This window comes from Legionella septentrionalis, from assembly GCF_003989745.1.
Classification (GTDB): domain Bacteria; phylum Pseudomonadota; class Gammaproteobacteria; order Legionellales; family Legionellaceae; genus Legionella_A; species Legionella_A septentrionalis.
This window is the reverse complement of the sequence record NZ_RZGS01000001.1, coordinates 176,222-198,970: the sequence shown is the minus strand read 5'-3', so window position 1 is coordinate 198,970 and position 22,749 is coordinate 176,222. Positions and strand designations below refer to the sequence as shown.

The window sequence follows — 22,749 nt, the reverse complement described above, 5'->3', positions numbered from 1 at the left end:
GCGTTTGCCGTTAATTAGTAGCAGTGGGAGATATTGGATAGGCGAAACAAGCAAAAGCAATCCATTCTCCGCAGAGAATGGATTGAAATCATTTCATTTTCTTTCTAACTTTTTGGATTGCCCGGATTTGGGCCACAGCGCGAGCCAATTCAGCAGCAGCAACGGAGTAATCGATGTCTGCATCTTTATTAGCGATGGCTTCTTCAGCACGTGCCTTAGCCGCCAAGGCAGCTGCTTCATCCAGGCTGTCAGCGCGCTCGACTGCATCTGCAAGCACCGTAACGTAATACGGTTGTACTTCCAGCATGCCGCCGGAAATGTAATATACTTCCTGCTCCCCGCCTGGCAATGTCACACGAACCTCACCCGGTTTTAACAGGGTAAGCAAAGGGGCGTGGCCTGGAACAATTCCAAGCTCGCCTATTTCGCCAGTAGCTACCACCATCTCAACGATGCCGGAAAATATTTCCCGTTCGGCACTGACGATATCCAAGTGCGTTGTTATAGCCATGTCAGACTGCCTCATAATGTTTTAGCTTTGGCAACTGCTTCGTCAATATTTCCAACCATATAGAAGGCTTGCTCAGGCAAGTCATCATATTCACCTGCAAGAATGCCCTGGAAGCCTTTAATGGTATCTTTCAAGGAAACGTATTTTCCAGGAGAACCCGTAAATACCTCGGCGACGAAGAAAGGTTGCGATAAGAAACGCTGAATCTTACGCGCGCGGGAAACCACACGCTTGTCATCTTCAGACAATTCATCCATACCCAAAATGGCGATGATGTCCTTCAATTCTTTGTAGCGTTGCAGGGTTTGCTGCACACGGCGCGCCGTATCATAATGCTCTTGCCCTACGATCAAAGGATCCAACTGCCGTGAAGTAGAATCAAGCGGATCCACTGCCGGATAAATACCAAGCTCGGCAATTTGTCGCGATAATACAACGGTAGCATCCAAATGCGCGAATGTTGTCGCTGGCGATGGGTCAGTCAAATCGTCTGCAGGCACGTATACAGCCTGGATCGAGGTGATCGAACCTGTTTTTGTAGAGGTAATACGCTCTTGCAGCATACCCATTTCTTCAGCCAATGTAGGCTGATAACCCACTGCAGAAGGCATGCGGCCCAACAGTGCGGATACTTCCACTCCAGCCAAGGTATAACGATAAATATTGTCAATGAACAATAAGACATCACGGCCTTCATCACGGAATTTTTCCGCCATGGTCAAACCGGTCAAAGCAACGCGTAAACGGTTGCCCGGTGGCTCATTCATTTGCCCGTATACCAGCGACACTTTATCCAATACGTTGGAATCTTTCATTTCGTGATAGAAGTCGTTACCTTCACGAGTACGCTCCCCTACCCCGGCAAATACCGAGTATCCACTGTGTTCAATGGCAATATTACGGATCAATTCCATCATATTTACGGTTTTGCCCACACCGGCACCGCCGAACAAGCCTACCTTTCCACCTTTGGCAAATGGACAGAGCAAATCGATTACTTTAATACCGGTTTCTAAAATTTCCTGGCTACTGGCTTGTTCTTCATAGCTGGGCGCCATGCGATGGATCGACCAAACTTCTTCCGCTTCAATAGGGCCTGCATCATCTACGGGCCTGCCCAATACATCCATAATTCGTCCCAGGGTTTTCTTACCTACTGGAACTTGGATGGGCTTGCGGGTATTTTCAGCTTTCTTGCCGCGTGGCAAACCTTCAGTCGAGCCCATAGCAATAGTACGTACTACGCCATCACCCAATTGTTGCTGTACTTCAAAAACCAGATCACCATCTACCAGTTTCAATGCATCATTCACTCGAGGCACATCGTCGCGTGGAAATTCCACGTCTACAACGGCGCCAATTACTTGCACTACGGTTCCTAAGCTCATCTCTTACCCTCTTATAAAGCGTCTGCACCACCGACAATTTCCGCCAATTCTTGCGTAATCGCGGCTTGCCGGGCTTTGTTATAAGCCAACTGAAATTCTTTAATTAACTCACCTGCGTTATCGGTTGCACTTTTCATTGCAATCATCTTCGCAGCTTGCTCGCTGGCAATATTTTCCACCACAGCTTGATACACTTGTAACTCGATGTACCGCTCCAACAAACCATCCAGTAATTCTTTAGCATCCGGCTCGTAAATGTAATCCCAGTGGTGGCTCATGGCCTTGCTGTCATCTTCCGACTTCGGCAATGGCAATAATTGTTTGACGGTTGGCTTCTGCGACATGGTGTTTACAAATTCGTTGTAGACAATGTGCAATGCGTCAATTTCACCGCGGTAAAAAGCATCCAGCATCACTTTCACTATACCGATTAAATCCTTGATGCCAGGCGTGTCGCCCAAATGATCAACGGAAGCAAGAACCCGACCACCTGCGCGTTTAAAAAACGCTTGGCCTTTCCGACCGATTACGCAAAGATCGCTTTCCTTCCCTTCTGCAGTCAACGAGCGCATAAATCCAATCGTTTCACGCAACAAATTTGAATTCAAACCACCGCACAAACCGCGATCAGTTGTCACAACAATGATGCCTACACGCTTCACTTCACGGCTATCCATGAAAGGATGACGATATTCTGAAGTAGCGCGGGCTATGTGTTTAACTACTTCATAAATTTTAGTAGCGTATGGTTTTGAAGCACGCATTCTTTCTTGCGTTTTACGCATCTTACTGGCGGCAACCATTTCCATCGCACGCGTAATTTTTTGCGTCTTTTTAATACTCGTAATTTTCGAACGAATCTCTCTCGCTCCAGCCATATCTTGCTTCGCCTTTGTTGGAGCACCCGCATGCTTGTACGGATGCTATTTACAAATGATCACCTATGTAGAAACAGGCTGCTTACCAGCTGCCTGTGCGCTTAAATTCTTCCACCGCGTCTTTCAATTGCGACTCAATCTCACCGTCATAAGCACCGGTTTCATTGATTTTTTGCATCAATGCAGCATAAGAGCCGGCCATGTGGCCTTGCAATGCTGCTTCAAAAGCACTGACTTCAGCAACCGGGACGTCATCCAAGTAACCTTTTTCGACCACAAATAAAGACAATGCCATTTGCGCAACGGAAAAAGGAGCATATTGCTTCTGCTTCATTAATTCAGTAATACGTTGCCCACGCTCAAGCTGCTTACGGGTGGCTTCATCTAAGTCGGAAGCAAACTGCGAAAATGCTTCCAGCTCTCGGAATTGCGCTAACGCCAAACGCGTACCACCACCTAGTTTTTTCATGATTTTCGTTTGCGCAGCACCGCCCACACGGGATACAGACAAGCCTGAGTTAATCGCAGGACGGATACCCGCGTTGAATAAATCCACATCCAAGAAAATTTGTCCATCGGTAATAGAAATTACGTTGGTTGGCACGAATGCAGAAACGTCTCCTGCTTGCGTTTCGATGATCGGCAATGCAGTCAATGATCCTGTCTTTCCTTTAACTTCACCATTGGTCAAGCGCTCAACTTCTTGAGCATTGATACGTGCAGCCCTTTCCAGCAAACGAGAGTGCAGGTAGAACACATCTCCCGGATACGCTTCACGGCCCGGCGGACGACGCAACAGCAAAGAAATTTGCCGGTATGCCCAAGCTTGCTTGGTTAAATCGTCATATACGATTAAAGCATCTTCACCGCGCTCCATGAAGTATTCACCCATGGTGCAGCCCGCATAGGGAGCTATGAATTGCAGCGCAGCGGAATCTGCAGCACCGGCGACTACCACGATGGTATGTTCCATTGCACCCTGCTCTTCAAGCTTGCGTACAATCGCTGCAACGGAAGACGCTTTTTGCCCAATTGCCACGTAAATACATTTAATGCCAGTGCCTTTTTGATTAATGATTGCATCAATGGCAATGGCTGTTTTTCCAGTTTGTCGGTCACCAATGATTAATTCACGCTGACCGCGGCCTACCGGAGTCATGGCATCGATGGCTTTTAAGCCAGTTTGTACAGGTTGATCTACGGATTTACGTGCAATTACGCCAGGCGCTACTTTTTCGATTGGAGATGTTTTGTCAGCTTGAATCGGGCCTTTCCCATCAAGAGGGTTACCCAAAGCGTCAACTACACGACCTAACAAGCCACGGCCCACAGGCACTTCCAAAATACGGCCGGTACACTTGGCTTTTTGACCTTCAGACAAGGTGCTGGCATCACCCAAAACTACCACCCCAACCGAATCACGTTCAAGGTTTAAAGCCAAACCATACACATTGCCAGGAAATTCAATCATTTCCCCTTGCATGACTTCAGCCAAGCCGTGTACGCGCACAATACCGTCTTGTACACTGACGACAGTACCTTCATTACGGGCTTCCGATACTACTTTAAACTGTTCAATTTTATTTCTGATTAATTCGCTAATTTCAGATGGATTTAACGCTCTTTGTTCTGACATGGACTTTTATCCTCTCAATTATGCAGCCAAATTGGTGCCGAGTTTATTCAGCTTGCCTCGCACTGAGCCATCTATCACCAGGTCTCCGGCGCGTACGATAGCCCCCCCAAGCAAAGATTTATCAATCTTTATATCCAGGGCAATTTGCCTATGCAAACGCTGGCTTAATGATTTGACTAAGCGCTCCTGTTGCACAGGGGTCAGCTCTGAAAAACTAAGAACTTGCACCACCAACGTTTTTTCCTGCTCGGCACGCAATGCTTCATACAATGCACTGATATCAGGCAACACCATTAAGCGTTTATTTTCAGCCAGCAAGGCAATGAAGCTTTGTACAAAGTTCATCTCACCTTGATAATCAGCCTGAGCAAAAATAGATAGCAGCAGCTTAGTTTTCAGCTCTGCCGAAGTCGTTGGATTGCTAACAAATTTCTTGGCATCCGGTTCTTGTACCGCTAATGCCAACTCTTTAAGTACTGTCGACCATAATACCAACTGCTTGGCAGCAAGAGCATGTTCAAAGATGGCTTTGGCATAAGGTCGGGCAATTGTTTCGGACATATCAAATCTCTTCGATCAAATTATCCAGCAATGCGCTGTTTGCTTTTTCGTCAATTTCGCGCATCAAGATTTTTTCAGCACCAACCACTGCCAAGGCAGCAACTTGCTTGCGCAAAGTTTCTTTGGCCTGGTTTACTTCTTGCGCAATTTGTTCTTGCGCAATTTTGGCAATCTTCTGAGCTTCAAGACGAGCTTCGTTTTTAGCTTCTTCAACGATTTGAGCAGCACGGCGATTGGCTTTTTCTACAATGTCAACTGCCTGCGCTTTGGCTTGCTTCATTTCATCTTTTATACGATGCTGTGCCAGCTCAAGCTCACGCCGACCGCGCTCAGCTGAGGCCAAACCATCAGCAATTTTGTCTTGCCTTTCTTCCAATGCTCTAACCAGAGGCGGCCAAACAAATTTCATGGTGAACCATACAAACGCTGCGAAAACCAGCATTTGTACGACCAACGTCAAGTTAATATCCAAGGCTTTTCTCCTGTAACATCCGGGCGTTTAACCCTTAGCACCTGTTATCAAGAACCCAAGTTGCTGAGGAAGGGATTTGCGAAAGTAAAGAACAATGCAATACCTACACCAATCATGGTTACCGCATCAAGCAAACCAGCAACGATAAACATTTTTACCTGTAACATAGGAACCATTTCAGGTTGACGGGCTGAACCTTCCAAAAATTTTCCGCCCAACAATCCAAAGCCAATAGCAGTACCGAGCGCACCCAGACCAATCAATAACGCGACCGCAATAACAGTCATGCCTTGAACTTGTGCTATTAAATTTGCAGCTTGCATAGAATTCCCCTTAATGGATAATGATGAAATAAAAAATAGTCACTAAAACCGATTAATGATCTTCATGGGCCAAACTTAGATATACGATGGTCAGCACCATAAAGATAAATGCTTGCAGGGTAATAACCAAAATATGGAAAATCGACCAGGCAAGAGCCAACAAGAACTGGGCAACACCCAAGGTAGCGTTGCTTAGCGCCGAGGATGTAGCTGCGTTCAATGTCAGTAGAGCTATCAGGATGAAAATTAATTCACCCGCATACAAGTTTCCGAATAAACGAAGTGCTAATGAAATTGGTTTTGCAATCAAGCCTACCAATTCAAGCAAAAGATTAAACGGGATAAAAATTGGATTGTTAAAAGGTTGCAAGGTCAATTCTTTGATAAACCCTTTCGGACCTTTGACCTTCAAACTGTAGTAAATGATAAGAATGAATACCGATAACGACAAGGCAAAGGTTAGGTTTAAATCATTTGTGGGTACGACCTTCAAATAATGGAAACCAAACATTCCCGCCAACATGGGCAGTACGTCTACAGGCACGATATCCATAAAATTCATCAAAAACACCCAGATGAATATGGTCAATGCCAAAGGACCGATGACTTTATTGCGGCCATGAAAACAATCTTTTACCTGATTATCGGCAAATGTCAGCATAATTTCTGCGAAATTCTGCAATTTACCTGGAACACCCGTACTGACACGGCGCGCACCTAAGTACATGAGTAATAAGGCGATTGCCCCAAGCACTACCGAAAAGAACAAGGTGTCCAAATTCAGCGTCCAGAATCCCCCATTTGACCCCAGACTCATGGTCTTTACGTTATAAGTCAGGTATGTCAGGTGGTGTTTGATATAGTCGGTGTTTGATACCATTTCAGTCACTTTCTGGCCTATTCAGTTTATTATCTATAATCAAGGGAGCAAACCAAAATACCATTTGCGCCACAATGTATGTGGCAAAAAATATAATGGGAACAACATTTACAAAAATAAAAACCAGCGCAAATAATATAACAGACAAAACAATTTTCAATGCCTCAGCCTTATAAAAGCTGTTGACGATTTGTTTTGCCGCTCTTGCGCCGTGATATTTAAATAATTTCCTGGCAAAATAAATATTTGGCAAAGCACTTACCAAACCGCCTAACAAGGCGGAAAAAGCACTGTTTTTGCCGAAAAACAATAAGCAGAATCCAGCAATTATTAAGGTTATCCCGAGTTGCCATGCAATTAACCGCTTTGCCCCGCGTAAACCCAGCTGATTTTTCACGATTCCCACCTATCTTTGGCGCGGATTATAAAGTAAACAATATGGATAAGCAACGCCAACAAGGGGATTATTTCATCTATAATTTAAATAGAGCATAAACGCTCGGTTTCAGGCTTGCTGGCAAATCCAGGATAAAATTAACGGATTGCAGTACCAAGCTGAACGTCCAACCTAGCAAGAGGAAAAACGTTATGTCTGAAAAACAACAGCGCAACGCAGCTCATATGCGGGAAAAAATGAACAATCGCTACGGCGACGGCTTACACCACAAACACGACAAATGCCACCTCTCCTATCGACACCATTACAAAACCCATCCAGCCAACACCCAAAATGGGTTAGACGGGAGTAATGAAGAAAATACTTCCACAGGCCTTATAAGAACATATAACTTGCGAAAAGTTCGCAAACGACTGGATAAAGGTCGCTTCCATTGATAAAGTATAAACATCCACATCAGGTTGGCCACTTTCCTGGTTTGGGAATAGCAGCAAATGGCCTGAGCGAGAACTCAGGCCTCCTTTAACCTTGACTTATTCAGTATTCGTATAAAAATTCTTACGAATTATCAATGTCCTAAATGTAAAATAACGAAAATTCTACAAACAACTGGATAAAGAGCGCTACCATTGATAAAGTATAAGTATCCACATCAGGTTGGCCACTTTCCTGATTTGGGAATAGCAGCAAGAGGCCTGAATTTGTTCAGGCCTTTTTTATTTTGCTTAATTTGTTTTATTTTTAATCAAGTAAGCGCTTGATCGCTCAAATTATAATATTTTAACAATTTTACAACGCGTTTAACCCCGCTGCATTCCCGGGAAATCTTTATCACCCGGCGAGCTTGTGCCGGAATCACATCCCCCATTAAATAAACAATTTGATCTACTGTAACGATTTTAAATTGATCAGGGTCAATGGCAGGATCTGCCAGAATGCGGCTGCGGATTTTAGCTGTAAGCCACGCATCTGCCAACGTTTCTTTTTGCCGCGGACTAATCCCTAATTGATTGAATAAACGACGATAACCATGTAAGCGTGCCAATCGCTGCTGCGCTTCTTCGCGCAAGCGTGCACTAGGCACATGGCCTGCGAGTAAAATGTCGCGGTTGAAAACTGCCAGATCGATATAACAACTGCTGCACTTGAATTTTTTATCTTTAAAATAAAGTGCGTGGCTAGCTTCTGCTGCCAGCCGCATATCCCATGCTTGCTTGTAGACGTCATGGCGATCATAAAACAAATTGGCACTGGTCCATAATGCATTCAAGCAGCCAGTTAAAGAAAATATTCCGCACGCTAACAGCATCAGGATGCTGTGGCGATGCATTTTAATTAATATAGCGGAAAACTTTGACAACCTTGCGTACACCCTGTACTTGCCTTGCTTCATTCACTGCCAAATTGGCTTGCTGGCGGCTGACTATTCCCATTAGATAGACTACGCCATTTTCTGTTACAACTCGCATTGAACCAGATTGCAAACCTTTTCTTGCCAACATTAACCCACGCACTTGGCTGGTTATCCAAGTATCTGTGCTTCTTTGCGCAAAGGGGATGGGGCTTTGAATGCTGATTTGGTTATAAACGCCACGCACCCCCCCGCCTCTTTTTGCAATTTTTTCTGCCAAAACACGTAAGGAAGCAGTCGGTGTTTGCCCAACAAGCAATACAGTCTGATTAAAACTGCTGACGGCAATGCGTGAATTGCGAAACAAAGGATCATTGGCTATGGTGCGGTTTATTTGATAAAAAATACGCGTGTCTGCCTCCATTACCGGTACACTGCGTCGATCGTACACAATCAAACCACCTGCTGCTGCACCGCCGGCCACGAGCAAAGCGACGCAACTGGTTAACAACGACGTGAGCAATATAAAAATATAAATCTTAAGTTTCATACTTACCCCAACATTTGACCGAACAAGGATTGATCGATTAAATCGCAAAAACAATGCAAAATAAATAAATGCATCTCGCGTATGCGAGCCGCATTATCCCCTGGTACACGCAATTCGATATCTTCTGGCCCCAAATGGTTGGCAAGTACGCCCCCATCGCGTCCGCAAAGGGCTATGGTATCCATGCCACGATCATTAGCAGCATGAACCGCTTGCAATACGTTGTCAGAATTGCCGGAAGTAGTTAGGGCCAGTAAAACATCCCCTTCCTGTCCTAAGGCTTGAATTTGACGGGCAAAAATTTGATCGTAATGGCCGTCATTACCAATGGCAGTCAATACTGCAGGATCCGTGCATAAAGTAACTACTGGCAGAGGCGGGCGCTCTACTTCAAAATGGTTGGTCATCGCTGTGGCAAAATGCAAACAGTTTGCCGCCGACCCCCCATTGCCGCACAAAAAGATTTTGCCATCATTTAATAAACAATTTACCAAACGCAATCCGGCTTTCGCAATCACAGTTGCCATGCCATCCGCTACCGCGATTTTTGTTTCAATACTGACACCAAAAAGATGCCGGACTCGCTCTTCCATTTGTGCCATATGGTTCGCCTCTAAAAATCTAACCCAAATGCATTCTTTATCCAGGTAAGCTTTGCTGGCATCCCTTCAAGGCTTACCAAGTCAAAACGGACAGCTTGCTTGTCTTGCAATTTATTTGCCGCTAAATAAAAAGATGCAGTTTTAATTATTTTTTGCTTTTTGCTGTAAGTGACACTTGCTGCCGCGCCTCCAAACGCATTGCCTGAGCGGGCGCGCACTTCAATAAATACCAAGTATTCCTCATCCCGCATGATTAAATCAATTTCGCCAAAACGACAACGGTAATTGCTTGTTATCCATTGCAATCCCTGTTGATGAAGATACCGGCGAGTATGGGCTTCGGCAGCAAAACCAATTTCTTGCGACATGACGACTTGTGTCCTTATCAAGGCTGCTAATTACTCATTAACAAATCCATCATTTTTTCCAACGCATGCACATCTTGATAATGAAGAACCAGGGTGCCTTTACCAGATTTGCCCTGCTTTAAGCTTACTTTCGTTTGCAAATGTTGCGCCAGGGATTGTAATTGTTCCGAACACACAGGCGGCAGCGGCTTTTTTTCTGCAGTATCTTTCCGGTAAGCACCCGTTTTCACCCTTGCAACCAATGCTTCAGTTTCGCGTACGGATAAATTCCTCGCGACAATAAGTTTTGCTACGTCACTTTGCTGGGTTTCATCCAAAACCAGTAAACAGCGCGCATGCCCCATGTCCAAATCGCCATTCTCCAACATGCGCCGAACAGCGGGGTTTAAATTAAGCAAACGCAGATAATTGCTGACAGCCGTGCGCGACTTGCCGATGACTTCAGCAACTTGTTGATGAGTGAGTGCAAATTCGGTGGTCAGCCGCTGCAAAGCGCGTGCATGATCCATCACATTCAAATCTTCACGCTGTAAGTTTTCCACCAAAGCCATGGCCATAGCCGTTTCATCATCCACTTGCCGGATCGTTACCGGTACTTGCTCCATGCCTGCCAATTGACAAGCCCGCCACCGTCTTTCGCCAGCAATGATTTCATACTGTCCCGCAGCCACTTCGCGGACTACGAGCGGCTGCAAAAGCCCCTGTTTCTTAATGGAGTCAGCCAATTCAGCGAGCGATATTTCATCTATCTCGCCGCGAGGTTGATACTTTCCGGGTTGTAAACAATGCACGGAAAGTTCAACCTGGTGAGAATTTTCATTGACCGTTGGTGTAGCGCTTTCCGTATGGCTCAATAAGGCCGATAGACTGCGGCCCAATCCCCCTTTTTTTACCATTACAAATACCTCAATTGATGATCATTGACCCACCCGCGCTTACTGGTGCACGCAATTATCCGTCTTACGCAGCAACGGTTTGTTTACTAATGAGTTCGGATGCCAATACCATATATGCCGCAGCTCCAGGTGATGTTTTATCGTACTGCAAGGCAGGCATGCCGTGGCTTGGCGCTTCCGCTAAACGTACATTGCGCGGCACCACCGTGCGATATACCTTGCGGTTAAAATGCTCCAGCAATTGTTTTGCAACTTCAGAACACAGGCGATTTCTTCCGTCATACATGGTTCTTAATATTCCCTCAATCTGCAAGCGGGGGTTTACGGAAGCCTTAATCTGTTCAATGGTAGTTAGCAAAGCCGCCAAACCCTCCAATGCATAATACTCACATTGAATAGGGATTAAAACCGAATCAGCAGCAACCAAGGCATTGATGGTAAGCGTATTTAATGCGGGCGGACAGTCAATCAGAATGAAATCATAGGTGCTTTGCAAAGATTGCAATGCCTTAAATAAAAAGGTTTCACGATGATCCCGCTCCATCAAACTGACTTCAGCAACTGTCAGATCACCATTGGCTGGAATTAAATCGAACCCAGCGCGGGTAGACAAGGATGCCTGTTCTGCCAAACAATCGCGCAGCAAAACGTCATTGCTGGTGTGCACCAGTGAATTTTTATCCACGCCGCACCCCATGGTGGCATTTCCCTGCGGATCCAGGTCAACGAGCAGCACTTGTTTTTTATTGGCAGCAAGTGAAGCCGATAAATTGATTGCCGTGGTAGTTTTGCCCACCCCGCCTTTTTGATTGGCTATGGCTATGACTTTCGCCATGATCATTCCTTCTTACTTAACGTTGCAAGACTGACATCTGCATTTTAAACAGCCGTCTCCAGAAATCTGATTATTTACTAATGATAACGCAGCAGCGTTCACCATCCATTCCCGCAATCTTGTAGGATTCAACCTGGTACGCATAGGGGATGGCTGTCAATTCAGCTTCGGGCCGACGTCCCTTCATTGCCAACCAGATACCATCCTCGGCAACCAGGTGATGGGTCCATTTAATCATTTGCTGCAAATCACTAAATGCCCGACTAATAACTGTATCAAAACCTTGGGCGGGGTGGTAGCTCTCCACTCGGGTTTGCACGATGTCAACATTGTGCAAGGATAAAACACGCTTTACTTCATGCAAAAAGCGGGTTTTCTTGCCATTGCTGTCCAGCAAAACCACTTCAAGTTCCGGCCGTACCAAGGCTAGAGGAATACCTGGCAGCCCAGCACCGCTGCCCACGTCCAGAACGCGTGTGCCTTTTACCCAGGGGACAACCGCGAGACTGTCCAGAACGTGGCGAGTAACCATCGCAGATAAATCCTGAATAGCCGTCAGATTATAAGCCTTGTTCCATTTCTGCAAGAGTTGCAGGTAATGCAGTAAAGGTTCAGCGGATGCGTTTATGCCAAGCTGCTGCATGCCATCTTTTAATTTTTTTGCAATTGAACTGTGCTCATTCATGCCAGCAACCGCTGTTTTTTAAGATGGATCAATAATAAAGACAAGGCAGCCGGGGTTACGCCAGAAATCCGAGCAGCTTGCGCGATAGAAGCAGGGCGAATACGCGTCAGTTTTTGCATGACTTCCGTCGATAACCCCGAAACTTGGCTGTAATCCAAATCCTCAGGTATGCGTGTATTTTCATGCTTGTGCAAACGAGCGATATCCTGCTGTTGCCGTTCTATATAGCCTGCATATTTGCTTTGAATTTCAACTTGCTCGGCAATTTCTTCCGGTAGCTGCGGCAGATCCAGTTCAGCAACGGCTTGCAGATGTGAATAGGCAATTTCAGGCCGCTTTAACAAATCCAAGCCGCGGCAATCATGTTGCAAGGGAGTTTCCAACACGTGTTGCAAAGCTTCATTATGGTGCACGCGCACCCAGGTATCTTTCAATCGTTGCTGTGTTTTTGCAATTTGCTCTTGTTTTTCGCAAAATGCCCGCCAGCGAGTTTCCCCTACCAAACCAAGCTCCCGCCCTTTGCTGGTTAACCGCAAATCCGCATTATCCTCACGCAATAATAAGCGGTATTCCGCACGCGAGGTAAACATACGATAAGGTTCCTGGGTTCCGCAGGTAATTAAATCATCCAGTAAAACCCCAATATAAGCCTCGTCTCGTCTTGGGCTCCACATCGCTTTATCCTGAACCTGCAAAGCTGCATTCATCCCGGCAATGATTCCCTGGGCAGCCGCTTCTTCATAGCCGGTAGTCCCATTGATTTGCCCGGCAAAAAATAAATTGGGTAATGGCTTGGTTTGCAGAAAAGGAGTCAGTCCCCGCGGATCAAAATAATCGTATTCGATAGCATATCCCGGGCGCGTGATATGCGCGTTTTCAAAGCCTTTAATCGTGCGCACAAATTGCACTTGCACTTCAAAAGGCAGGCTGGTGGAAATGCCATTGGGATAAATTTCGTCTGTGGTTAAACCTTCTGGTTCAACAAAAATCTGGTGTGACAGCTTATCGGCAAAACGCACCACTTTATCTTCAATGGATGGGCAATACCGTGGCCCGACACCCTCGATGACCCCTGAATACATAGGGGATTGATGCAAATTGTCGCGAATAATTTCATGAGTGGTGGCTGTAGTATGGGTAATGTAGCAGGGCACTTGTTTGGGATGATCCGCAGGCGTGCCTAAATAAGAAAACACAGGGACTGGTGTATCTCCAGGCTGTATAGTCATTTGACTGTAATCTAAAGAACGACCGTCAATACGTGGCGGCGTACCGGTTTTCAAGCGCCCGACAGGCAGCTCTAACTCCCGCAAGCACTGTGCAAGTGCGAGGGCAGGCGGATCACCTGCCCGGCCTCCCGCATATTGATTCATGCCAATATGAATCTTGCCACCAAGAAATGTCCCCACCGTGAGCACGATCGCACGGGCGCGCAATATCAAGCCAATTTGCGTACGCACCCCAACAACGCGCTCCCCCTCTAAGAGTACGTCCTCTACCGCTTGCTGGAACAGGGTTAAATTGTCTTGCTTTTGCAAGGCTTCGCGAATAGCTTGACGGTAAAGAACGCGATCAGCTTGAGCACGGGTAGCGCGCACCGCTGGCCCTTTCGATGCATTCAGCATGCGAAATTGAATGCCGGCTTGGTCAGCCGCACGTGCCATGATGCCATCCAGCGCATCGATTTCCTTGACCAAATGGCCTTTGCCTATTCCGCCTATGGCAGGATTGCAAGACATTTGACCAAGCAAATCCATATTGTGGGTGAGCAGTAACGTATCCGCCCCCATACGCGCTGCAGCCAAAGCAGCTTCAGTGCCTGCATGACCACCGCCAACGACGATGACGTCATAGTATTTATCAAGAATCATAACGGTGTGTTTGGATTAAAAAGTCATCAATTATACACTTTTTTGGCAGCATGCCCAAGGTTATTGACCTTGAAAGAGCTGATTCCTGTCTTTACAATACGGCTTCCCAGGCATCCAGTGCATCGTAAAGGGAGCCGCGGATGCCATTCTGCAATCCTGCAAGAAACAGCTTGAAATTTGGAGACAACCGTGGGGATTGTACTTAAAATTTGTCTTCCCCATACGCGCCGTGATTTTTTTGATTATTATGCAAATGATGTTGTCCCGGCTATCGGCACACGCGTTTGGGTACCTTTCCGTAAACAAACCCGCTTGGGGATTGTTGTCGGTACAGGAGCGCCTGAGAACCTTGCTGCCAATATAAAAACCATTCATAGCGTGATTGATGCAGAACCCTTGCTGAGCAGAGATATTCTTGCCTTGTGCAGTTGGGTCAGCCGTTATTATCAATCGCCGCTTTCAGAAGTGCTTCCTCTGGCATTACCAAAAAAATATCGCGAAGGACACGATGCAGTCGTGCCGGTGTATCATTGTTATTCCCTAAAGCTTACTAAAGAACAAGCACATGCACGCCTGCCTCAAAGAGCCCATCGCCAGCATGCTTTAGTCGATTATTTTGCAGAAAACACTGTACCCAAAAGCAAAAAAGATTTGTTAGCCGCTGGATTCACGGCATCGCAACTTAATTCATTAAGCCGGCATGGGATTTTATCAATCCGGGAGCAAGAACCTGCCACTGCACCAAACGGCATGCCCCCCATGCTGAATACAGAACAAGCACATGCAGTCGCCATAATTTCCAGCAACTTGCATATTTATCGCAGCTTTTTGTTGCAGGGGGTGACTGGAAGCGGAAAAACAGAAGTGTATCTACAAATCATTGCCCAAGTTTTGGCTATGGGTAGGCAAGCGCTGGTCTTGGTACCTGAAATTGGCTTAACCCCGCAACTCGTGGCGCGCTTTCGCGCACGTTTTACCAGCCCCATGGCCGTGCTTCACTCCAATTTATCAGATACAGAGCGGCAAATCGGCTGGCAACTTGCCAAAACAGGTGAAGCGAGAATTGTGATTGGGACCCGCACTGCGATTTTTACGCCCCTCCCAGATTTAGGCTTAATCATCATCGATGAAGAGCACGACCCCTCGTTAAAACAAATGGACGGAGTGCGCTATTCGGCGCGAGACACAGCTCAGTGGCGCGCTTGTCAGGGCAATATCCCAATTATCCTTGGCTCAGCGACCCCAAGTCTGGAAAGTTTGCATAACTGTCAGATTAATAAATATATCTTGTTACAGCTTACGCAAAAGGCATTGACTAACCAACCTCTGCACTACCGAATTTTAGACCTCCGCAATCAAGCCTTGCAACATGGGTTGGCACAGCCTGCCCTGCAACTGATTGCCGAGCATTTACAGCAACAAAATCAAGTCTTAGTATTCATCAACCGTCGCGGCTTCGCCCCAGTCCTTTTGTGCCATCAATGCGGCTGGATGGCGGATTGCCGTGCCTGCGACAGTCACATGACTGTACATCGCAAATCAAACAGGCTCATATGCCATCACTGCGGTTTATTACAAGCCATACCTACCCATTGTGCGCAATGCTCTGCCACGGAATTATTGCCGATTGGAGCAGGTACACAGCGCATTCATGAATTCCTGGCGACACAATTTCCTACTACCCGTATTTTACGCATTGACCGCGATGAGGTCAGTGGCAAAGAAGCTTTGGCGACAGGATTGCAGCAGATCGAACAAGGTGAAGTGCAACTTATTGTCGGTACCCAGATGCTGGCAAAAGGCCATCATTTCCCACGCCTGACTTTAGTAGTGATTGTGGATGCTGACCATGGTTTTTATAATCAAGACTTTCGTGCTTTGGAACGCCTGGGGCAATTGCTCATCCAAGTTGCCGGGCGGGCAGGCAGGGCGCATCTGCCCGGGCAAGTTCTGATCCAAACGCATTTACCGCAACATCCTTTACTGAATTTGTTGATACAGGAAGGATATCAATCCTTTGCGCATGCTTTGCTGCAGCAGCGGCAGGAAGCGCAATTACCTCCCTATCATTTTCTCGCGGTAATCCGGGCCCAAGGAAAAATACAAGAGCAAGTGGTGCAATTTTTATCCACTTTACAACAATTTCTACACCAGGATAACCTGGCAACCCTGGGGCCTGCACCAGCACCGCTGGCGAGGAAAGCCAATCAGCATCGCTTGCAGTTATTAATTAAATCGGCTTCCAGAAAAAAATTACAATCAGCCTTAACGGCTTTGCAAAAAAGACTCACGGCAAATGAATTTGGGGGCGGTATACGCTGGAATATTGACGTTGATCCGATTGATTTATCCTGAGTTGCCGGGCTTAATCGACCGCTCCTCAGCGTTATCGTTGCCTTCCCCGCAGGGTTTGGGCAATTCCGCTTTAAAGCGGTTTATCGTTTCTTGGGCGGAATCAATATTCTGTAGAACGGCATCATTGGTATTCAATAAATTCTTAACAAATTTGTTTTGTTCGTTCGGCCTTAGTAAATTTAGGGGCGATATGCCCGGGGCATGCTTATCGAGTAAATACAAAATTGCAGCTCCAAAAACTCCTGTGCTAACCAAAGTAGCGGCAACGACCAGCAACCCTAAGGCAATTTTGGCTGTGGCGCGACTTTTATCTGCACAGAGTGCATCCATATTGGTGGCCGCATTTTTTAAATTTTTAAATTCTGGCATAGGTCCTTCCAACAACTTACCATAAAATTTTTCCAATTTCTTATCCGGAGAACCGGCTGGATCATTTAAAATTTCCATTAAATTTTTAACCAGGGATTTATTATGTGCCTGCACCTCGGTAGGCTTTTTAATTTCCTCTAATGATTGTTGATAATCTTCGCTAATTGATTTTAATTTCTGTAAAAGCCCTGCCATTTCTTGCAATTGCTCTTCGTTAAATCTTGTTTTTTCTACATGCGGGTTAGAATTTTCTTCTGCCCTCACCTCATTTTCTGCAATGGCTTCCTGACTAGCCACTATCTCCTCAGATACCTCTTCATCTTTTGCATCCTCATCATTTAAAGCAGCGACCGGGATTACAAATTCTTCCTGCTCTTCGTTCACCTCTTGAGTGTTTACTGTTTCCAACACGGGTGATGGCTGAAATTGCTGGGGGGATGATTCTTTGGCAAGGTTGCCTATCTCTACTTGCTCTTTTTCTTTGGCAAATTGGTTCGGCTCTTCGACATAAGGAACATGTTGTGGTTGTGTCTCCTCTTGTATTGCAGAAAAACCATGCTGCAAGTTCTCACTTCCCGCAACTTCGTCTTCTTGCTGCGTTTTTTCATCAACAACGGCTACTATTTCTGCTTCATTAAATGGTGGCGCCGATTTAAGATTCGGGGTAGACGGATTTTCTACTACGGGCTCTTGCAGCGCATCGTATAAAGAAGTTGCCTTGTTTTCTTCCTGCATGGCCACGGGGTTTGTCTCTTCGAGCATGGGCTGAACAACCACTTCCTCAGCTTCAACAGGTAGAGGCTGCGTTTCCTGTTGTTTCTGCATTTCAACTTTCTGTGCTTCAGCATAATCTTTATACCCTTGGATTTCATGCTCAAGGATACCTTTTTCCAAAGCGGTAACCGCTTGAGTAATTTCACGCACAAAGCCTGGAATAGTTTGGTTGAGCTGACGGGTTTCCTCTTTATTTTCTGCCCACCTACCCAACATGGACAAGCTTTGCGTATACATATTTATACCAAGGCTTAGAGCTTCGACGTCTTTGGGTGGCAAACCTGTCTGGGTTAGAATTTGCATTTTTTCGAAATCTTTTTGTAAGCCGCTTAAAATTATATTTATCGTGGCAGCAGCGTTAGGATTTTTTTCAGCAAATTGCCGTAAAAACTTCGTCATTTCCTGCACGGTTTTTTCTTGTAAAGGCGGCTCGCGCAAAATAATTTTTGCGTCTTTATCATGAAGCGAAGTTTTTATTTCTTGCTCAACGCGCACGCGCTCATCTTTCCATTCTCTTAATTCGATTTCTTTAACTGCACGCGTCAGTGCTGGCATAATGATATTACTGGCTTTAGTAAAAACTGCTTGTTTTTTTTCATCATGAGTTTGTTCTGCCAATTTTTGCAAGGCCTTCATTGCAGCGGCTTCCAATTGCAAAGCCCGTGCTAACAAACGTTCGGGTGTTGTTTGCACACCTTCTTTTAATTGCCCATGTAATTGCTCCAAACGGTTTATTGATTCTTGGATATCATTGACGGCTTGTGCATAACGCTTGCGCACGCTCACACCGGAAAGCGTGTGTTTTTCCACAAAGGCTTTATGCAGGTTTGCCACCTGTTCATGCAATTTTCCGCTTTCGCCGCTGCGCAAGAGATTTTCTTCCTTAATTATCGCCGTTTTTTGGTTTAAGGAATCATGAATAATAGCGGCCGCATCTTGGATATTAGCCTGCAAGATTTGTACATTCTTATCGAGCACACTTTTTTTCTGCTTATCTTCCGTTTTTTTATCCAGCTGCTGTTTAAGCTGTTGGATTTCCTCAAAAGCTTCCCCCAAAGTTACAATGAAGTTTTCTTTAAAGGCAGAAAGATTACCTTTGGCGCCTGCAGTTGCTGCATGGATTTGCGCTTGTATTGTTTTGACTTTCTCATGAATTTGTTCCGGCAAGCCATCATATTTTTTCTTGCTTTTTTTCGCCTGGGTACTGCCAAATGCTTGCAGAATATCCTGCGCTGCGGCATCCAGCTCTTGGCTGATATGTTTTAAATCATCTAAAGCCAATTCATCTGTTATCTCAATTGAAACCACTTCTTCAGGAGGAACAGCATCTATGTCCTGTTCCTCCTCTATCGGTAAAGCAGTAAAAGGTATTTCTTCAGCATATGCGGCTTGCTGTGATTTTTGAATTTGGGCATTTTCTTGTTCAACAGCTTCTAACGGTACGGTTTTTATTTGCTTTAATTTTTTTTCATTATACAAGTTGCTCTTAGCGAGCTTCGCCAGTGCATACCCGGATGCATTGGGCAATCCTTTATTCACTTCCATACCGGAATCCGTTTGCTGTAAACCACGTGCGCCATGTGCATTTTCACCGCAAATATCACGGCTTACGGAAAACTCCACGACAGTTTTTGCCAATTCCTGTTGCAGGGCACGATCTTTTTGTAAAATTCCCTGTTGTTTGAAATCAAACTGCGGAAAATGTTTGTGTAAAGATAAAAATGCATATAATTCTTCAATAAAATTTTGCTCACGACCTGTCCTGTCTTCACCGCTTTTGCAAAACCAATCCACGGCAGTGCCCATCATTTGGTTGAGGATTAAATAGCGGGCCGGAAATTCATGTGGTTCAGTATTGCCCCCGTAATAAAGCGCCTCGCTTTGCTGGAACAATTGCATAAATTGCAACAGTTTCCTTAATTTTTCGCCGTCTTGTCCCTGCAGCTTTTCTTGATTTTCAGGGTCAGATAAATAAGCTACTATTTTTTTTTCTAATGCTGCATAACTTTCCTTGTTTTTTTCATACAACTTGGCGCGCTCATCGACAACTTTTTTATACGCTTGCTGCATTCTCCCTTCTAGGGAACGAATTTTATCCACTTGTTCATAATATTTTTTTTCATTAAAGGGCGTGCTGTCTTTTAGATATGCTTGCTGCCGATTTTCAAGCTCTTGATAAGAAGCCGCGAGATCTCCTTTTTTTAATAATTCCTCCAGATTTTTTTCTGCCTTTTGCAACTGTTTACTCGCATGAGGTATTTCCCTGTAAATCCTAATGATGTCTTCCGCCGCTTTATCTACAGCACCCAAATCTCTTAATTCATTGGCAATATGCTCCCTGCCATCTTTCACAAAATGGTAAATGCCGCGTGTGTTAATCGTTTCATCCAAGCTGGCAGGGATAGGCAAATGAAACTTGGATAAAAATTTCATAACCTTTTGCGACGTTTGCTTGACCAGTAAACCATGCAGATTAGCCGGATCATTCATTAAGTTTACATTCGGTTTCACAACTATCTTCTGGCCATCTATTTCCAACTCTAAAGGCCGCTGGTTATACATCATCAAGGCATATTGCGATTCTTTCAATTGACGCAATTCAGATTCTTCCGCCTTCATGATTCTTTTATCACCCATAATGGGTGATAAAAGCCCCATGGAAGATAAATTAATTTCCAAAGGAGATGCTTCGCTATAAGTTCTCCCTCTTTCCATGGATTTTCTGGCGAGCTCTCGGAACATGTCTTTTACCGCTTCACACGCCATGGCTCTTCGTTTGATCTTGTCTTTTTCTTTTATGGGAGGATAGGAACTGTGGCGAAATCCAGTAAAATCCAGTTCGTTGCCTTGGTTACCTTTACTGCCAATAGCCACTTCGACAAAGTTTGCAAGCTTGCCTTCATCCCGTTTTGTACTCGGTATGATGCTTGGGCCTACTACACGTTGTGCGCTGATGCGGGTAACATCACCGCCTAGGTCATATTGGTTGATAAAGTTAGGCCTGCCTTGTGCAGCCGTCCATTTCGCTTCCTCATTTTGAAATAACTGCAATGCTGCCTTACGCTTCTCTTCCGGATAAACAATAGGCAAGGCATGAGCCAAGAAAAACCGTAAATGTTTGCCTGCTTCATTAATTTGCTGGATAACTTTCTCTTCTGTTTCGCTGTTTCCTATCTCGGCGAGTGCAATAGCTGGGATGCCACAATGTTTCTTCAACCCACGTTCTGCTTTTGCTTTATAAGCGTCAATGGCTGACAAACGCTTTTCTTTTTCTTCATTGGGCAATTGCGATTGTTCTATGATGGTCGCTGCCGTTTTGGAAACAGCTTCTAGGCGATCTAAAAAATCTTCAAGCCGCGGACCATTGTAAGAATCTGTAGCAAAAGAACGAATCTTTAATGCAGGCTCGGCATTGTCTTTTTCTAAAACCCATTCGCAATATTGGTATTTTTCCTTTAAGCCTTCATCTGCCACTACGTGATTGCTCTTTGTAAAAAAAGAAAATTGCTCCTGAAGCCAGGAATCCATGTAAGCATGTTGATCGAGATAAGTCTTGGGCATAGCGATGATATTGTGGACAGCCAATACCATGATTATAGACAATAATTGGACAATAAGAGCATTTATTGCAAAGTTAACGATGAGTTAGGCTGTTGCTCTCCACTAAGGTGCAGTATGCTTACGCTTTAAACTAACATCTAGGGATAGGGATGATTATTAAAAACATACACGTATTTGGCTACGGTCAAGCAGGTTTACAAACGGTCAACATTACCTCTGCAGGCAAAATACACATACAGCCTGAACACCTTGAACCAAACAGCGTGGTGATGGATGCAAAAGGAAAGTATGCCTTGATGCCGGGAATGATGGATGCGCATATCCACGGATATAACGGCTCTGATTTTGCAGACGGAGATAATATTAAAACCATCACCCGGGGCCTGGGCGAAGCTGGCGTCTCTTATTGTGTAGCCACCCTAGTCTCTTTGTCTTTTGAGAAATTAAAAATTGCACTAACAGCCATTGATCAGTACATTGCTGAGCAAAATAAAACGCCCACTGCAGGTGCGGCTATTATTGTTGGCGTGCATTTAGAAGGCCCCTTCATCTCCAAAGAATGCAAAGGCGCGCATGACGCCCAGGTTTTACAAGAAGAAATTAACGTGGAAGCTTTTTCAAAAATTGTGCGCCTGGCTCCGCATGTACAAAACTGGAAAATTACCCTTGCACCTGAATTAAAAGGTGCTATCGAATTCATTAAACAGACTAGAAATTTTACAGTGGATAACCGCCAAGTGTTCGTGCATGTCTTTATTGGGCATAGCAATGCTGCCGAAAAATGCATAGAACAAGCGCTTGCAGCAGGAGCCATCGGTTTTACCCATTTGGGAAATGCCAATCAAGAGCAAGCTGCGAGAAACAAGAATTTTGAGCCGCAACAATCGACCAGCAATGTTGTACGCTGGGTGATGAAAAATGCACAAAAGTCTGAGTTTTTTGCAGAATTGATTTGCGATGAGCAGCATCTTTCTGCAACATTTGTGAGCACATTAAGCAATTTGCTGCCCAACCGCATCATGGTAATTACCGATGCTTTAGGCCCAACGGGTTTGTGCGATGGAGAATATAAGCTGGGAGAGTTACCTATTTTAAAACAAAAAAGTAAATTCGTTTTGAAATCGGATCCGAATAAATTAGCCGGCAGTGCCGCAACGTTACCGCAAATAGTACAAACATACTGCAAAAACTTCATGCATCTCCCCGCGTTTTCCTTGTGGGAAAAAATTTTTCACGCAGCAGTCATTTGTCCGCGAAAAGCTTCATTAGGCACGGCTGAATCATTGCATGAAGAGCAACATTTTACGATTTTCGATGAAAAAGGTAACCTCGTGCTCAACGCTTGCAACGGAAAATTATATAAATTTTCACCATTCTCCACGCATGAAAATAAACTTGAACTTCTTGGCTTATTTAGCAACGCACAGACTGCCCTAAATGCCACTAGCCAAGCCGATTACGCCGCATTGGATTATCAAATTTAGCA

21 protein-coding genes are annotated in these 22,749 nt (G+C 45.1%); 3 read left to right on the top strand and 18 right to left on the bottom strand.

Annotated elements, in window-relative coordinates; genetic code table 11:
- Positions 1-88 precede the first annotated feature (88 nt).
- From ELY11_RS00915 to ELY11_RS00875, 9 genes are all read right to left on the bottom strand, one after another.
- Positions 89-511, bottom strand: a complete 423-nt coding sequence (locus ELY11_RS00915) for a F0F1 ATP synthase subunit epsilon (RefSeq protein WP_126953299.1) — start codon at positions 509-511, stop codon at positions 89-91.
- Between the two features lie 11 nt (positions 512-522).
- Complete coding sequence (gene atpD / locus ELY11_RS00910) at positions 523-1,899, bottom strand: F0F1 ATP synthase subunit beta (protein ID WP_126953298.1); 1,377 nt, start codon at positions 1,897-1,899, stop codon at positions 523-525.
- An 11-nt stretch (positions 1,900-1,910) separates the two neighbouring features.
- Positions 1,911-2,777: a F0F1 ATP synthase subunit gamma gene (gene atpG, locus ELY11_RS00905; RefSeq protein ID WP_126953297.1), complete on the bottom strand. Its 867-nt coding sequence runs from the start codon at positions 2,775-2,777 to the stop codon at positions 1,911-1,913.
- A gap of 82 nt (positions 2,778-2,859) precedes the next feature.
- Positions 2,860-4,413 (bottom strand): F0F1 ATP synthase subunit alpha, encoded by a 1,554-nt coding sequence (gene atpA / locus ELY11_RS00900; protein WP_126953296.1) that lies wholly within the window; start codon positions 4,411-4,413, stop codon positions 2,860-2,862.
- Positions 4,414-4,431: 18 nt separating this feature from the next.
- The gene (locus ELY11_RS00895) at positions 4,432-4,974 is read right to left on the bottom strand and encodes a F0F1 ATP synthase subunit delta (protein WP_126953295.1); all 543 of its coding nucleotides are present in this window, start codon (positions 4,972-4,974) and stop codon (positions 4,432-4,434) included.
- A 1-nt stretch (position 4,975) separates the two neighbouring features.
- Positions 4,976-5,446, bottom strand: a complete 471-nt coding sequence (locus ELY11_RS00890) for a F0F1 ATP synthase subunit B (RefSeq protein ID WP_126953294.1) — start codon at positions 5,444-5,446, stop codon at positions 4,976-4,978.
- A 47-nt stretch (positions 5,447-5,493) separates the two neighbouring features.
- Positions 5,494-5,769 (bottom strand): F0F1 ATP synthase subunit C, encoded by a 276-nt coding sequence (gene atpE / locus ELY11_RS00885; RefSeq protein WP_028385819.1) that lies wholly within the window; start codon positions 5,767-5,769, stop codon positions 5,494-5,496.
- A gap of 52 nt (positions 5,770-5,821) precedes the next feature.
- Positions 5,822-6,649, bottom strand: coding sequence for a F0F1 ATP synthase subunit A (atpB, locus tag ELY11_RS00880; protein ID WP_126953293.1), 828 nt, complete (start codon positions 6,647-6,649; stop codon positions 5,822-5,824).
- Position 6,650: 1 nt separating this feature from the next.
- Positions 6,651-7,046, bottom strand: a complete 396-nt coding sequence (locus ELY11_RS00875) for a F0F1 ATP synthase subunit I (protein ID WP_126953292.1) — start codon at positions 7,044-7,046, stop codon at positions 6,651-6,653.
- 191 nt (positions 7,047-7,237) lie between these two features.
- On the opposite strand from ELY11_RS00875, the gene ELY11_RS00870 reads away from it, so the two are divergent.
- Entirely contained in the window at positions 7,238-7,483 is a 246-nt protein-coding gene (locus tag ELY11_RS00870; protein ID WP_126953291.1) for a hypothetical protein, read from the top strand.
- Positions 7,484-7,791: 308 nt separating this feature from the next.
- Here the strand turns inward: ELY11_RS00870 and ELY11_RS00865 are convergent, their stop codons facing one another.
- The 8 genes from ELY11_RS00865 to mnmG form a co-directional block, all read right to left on the bottom strand.
- The gene (locus ELY11_RS00865) at positions 7,792-8,355 is read right to left on the bottom strand and encodes a BON domain-containing protein (protein ID WP_233579534.1); all 564 of its coding nucleotides are present in this window, start codon (positions 8,353-8,355) and stop codon (positions 7,792-7,794) included.
- Between the two features lie 22 nt (positions 8,356-8,377).
- Positions 8,378-8,947, bottom strand: a complete 570-nt coding sequence (locus ELY11_RS00860) for a BON domain-containing protein (protein ID WP_126953290.1) — start codon at positions 8,945-8,947, stop codon at positions 8,378-8,380.
- 2 nt (positions 8,948-8,949) lie between these two features.
- Complete coding sequence (locus tag ELY11_RS00855) at positions 8,950-9,549, bottom strand: D-sedoheptulose-7-phosphate isomerase (RefSeq protein WP_126953289.1); 600 nt, start codon at positions 9,547-9,549, stop codon at positions 8,950-8,952.
- Positions 9,550-9,560: 11 nt separating this feature from the next.
- On the bottom strand, positions 9,561-9,917 hold the full coding sequence (locus ELY11_RS00850; protein WP_126953288.1) for a YraN family protein: 357 nt from the start codon (positions 9,915-9,917) through the stop codon (positions 9,561-9,563).
- Positions 9,918-9,943: 26 nt separating this feature from the next.
- Positions 9,944-10,813 (bottom strand): ParB/RepB/Spo0J family partition protein, encoded by an 870-nt coding sequence (locus tag ELY11_RS00845; protein WP_127032322.1) that lies wholly within the window; start codon positions 10,811-10,813, stop codon positions 9,944-9,946.
- 64 nt (positions 10,814-10,877) lie between these two features.
- Positions 10,878-11,648: a ParA family protein gene (locus ELY11_RS00840; RefSeq protein ID WP_126953286.1), complete on the bottom strand. Its 771-nt coding sequence runs from the start codon at positions 11,646-11,648 to the stop codon at positions 10,878-10,880.
- 70 nt (positions 11,649-11,718) lie between these two features.
- Entirely contained in the window at positions 11,719-12,333 is a 615-nt protein-coding gene (rsmG, locus tag ELY11_RS00835) for a 16S rRNA (guanine(527)-N(7))-methyltransferase RsmG (protein ID WP_126953285.1), read from the bottom strand.
- Positions 12,330-14,204: a tRNA uridine-5-carboxymethylaminomethyl(34) synthesis enzyme MnmG gene (gene mnmG / locus ELY11_RS00830; RefSeq protein ID WP_127032321.1), complete on the bottom strand. Its 1,875-nt coding sequence runs from the start codon at positions 14,202-14,204 to the stop codon at positions 12,330-12,332. Before mnmG ends, rsmG begins: the two co-directional genes overlap by 4 nt.
- A 189-nt stretch (positions 14,205-14,393) precedes the next feature.
- Here mnmG and ELY11_RS00825 point away from each other — a divergent pair, with 189 nt between their 5' ends.
- Positions 14,394-16,559 (top strand): primosomal protein N', encoded by a 2,166-nt coding sequence (locus ELY11_RS00825; RefSeq protein WP_126953283.1) that lies wholly within the window; start codon positions 14,394-14,396, stop codon positions 16,557-16,559.
- Here ELY11_RS00825 and ELY11_RS00820 read toward each other — a convergent pair.
- Entirely contained in the window at positions 16,551-21,305 is a 4,755-nt protein-coding gene (locus tag ELY11_RS00820) for a sbcc family protein (RefSeq protein ID WP_127032320.1), read from the bottom strand. The genes ELY11_RS00825 and ELY11_RS00820 overlap by 9 nt on opposite strands.
- Positions 21,306-21,412: 107 nt before the next feature.
- Here ELY11_RS00820 and ELY11_RS00815 point away from each other — a divergent pair, with 107 nt between their 5' ends.
- Positions 21,413-22,747, top strand: a complete 1,335-nt coding sequence (locus ELY11_RS00815; RefSeq protein WP_126953281.1) for a hypothetical protein — start codon at positions 21,413-21,415, stop codon at positions 22,745-22,747.
- Positions 22,748-22,749: the final 2 nt, after the last annotated feature.

What these genes read in the sequence shown, in the direction of transcription:
- ELY11_RS00860 (WP_126953290.1), bottom strand. Translation starts at nt 8,947, where the DNA reads ATGAAACTTAAGATTTATATTTTTATATTGCTCACGTCGTTGTTAACC.
- ELY11_RS00855 (WP_126953289.1), bottom strand. Translation starts at nt 9,549, where the DNA reads ATGGCACAAATGGAAGAGCGAGTCCGGCATCTTTTTGGTGTCAGTATT.
- ELY11_RS00845 (WP_127032322.1), bottom strand. Translation starts at nt 10,813, where the DNA reads ATGGTAAAAAAAGGGGGATTGGGCCGCAGTCTATCGGCCTTATTGAGC.
- ELY11_RS00850 (WP_126953288.1), bottom strand. Translation starts at nt 9,917, where the DNA reads ATGTCGCAAGAAATTGGTTTTGCTGCCGAAGCCCATACTCGCCGGTAT.
- atpD (WP_126953298.1), bottom strand. Translation starts at nt 1,899, where the DNA reads ATGAGCTTAGGAACCGTAGTGCAAGTAATTGGCGCCGTTGTAGACGTG.
- ELY11_RS00840 (WP_126953286.1), bottom strand. Translation starts at nt 11,648, where the DNA reads ATGGCGAAAGTCATAGCCATAGCCAATCAAAAAGGCGGGGTGGGCAAA.
- ELY11_RS00815 (WP_126953281.1), top strand. Translation starts at nt 21,413, where the DNA reads ATGATTATTAAAAACATACACGTATTTGGCTACGGTCAAGCAGGTTTA.
- atpA (WP_126953296.1), bottom strand. Translation starts at nt 4,413, where the DNA reads ATGTCAGAACAAAGAGCGTTAAATCCATCTGAAATTAGCGAATTAATC.
- ELY11_RS00895 (WP_126953295.1), bottom strand. Translation starts at nt 4,974, where the DNA reads ATGTCCGAAACAATTGCCCGACCTTATGCCAAAGCCATCTTTGAACAT.
- ELY11_RS00865 (WP_233579534.1), bottom strand. Translation starts at nt 8,355, where the DNA reads ATGCTGTTAGCGTGCGGAATATTTTCTTTAACTGGCTGCTTGAATGCA.
- ELY11_RS00870 (WP_126953291.1), top strand. Translation starts at nt 7,238, where the DNA reads ATGTCTGAAAAACAACAGCGCAACGCAGCTCATATGCGGGAAAAAATG.
- ELY11_RS00915 (WP_126953299.1), bottom strand. Translation starts at nt 511, where the DNA reads ATGGCTATAACAACGCACTTGGATATCGTCAGTGCCGAACGGGAAATA.
- atpE (WP_028385819.1), bottom strand. Translation starts at nt 5,769, where the DNA reads ATGCAAGCTGCAAATTTAATAGCACAAGTTCAAGGCATGACTGTTATT.
- atpB (WP_126953293.1), bottom strand. Translation starts at nt 6,649, where the DNA reads ATGGTATCAAACACCGACTATATCAAACACCACCTGACATACCTGACT.
- atpG (WP_126953297.1), bottom strand. Translation starts at nt 2,777, where the DNA reads ATGGCTGGAGCGAGAGAGATTCGTTCGAAAATTACGAGTATTAAAAAG.
- rsmG (WP_126953285.1), bottom strand. Translation starts at nt 12,333, where the DNA reads ATGAATGAGCACAGTTCAATTGCAAAAAAATTAAAAGATGGCATGCAG.
- mnmG (WP_127032321.1), bottom strand. Translation starts at nt 14,204, where the DNA reads ATGATTCTTGATAAATACTATGACGTCATCGTCGTTGGCGGTGGTCAT.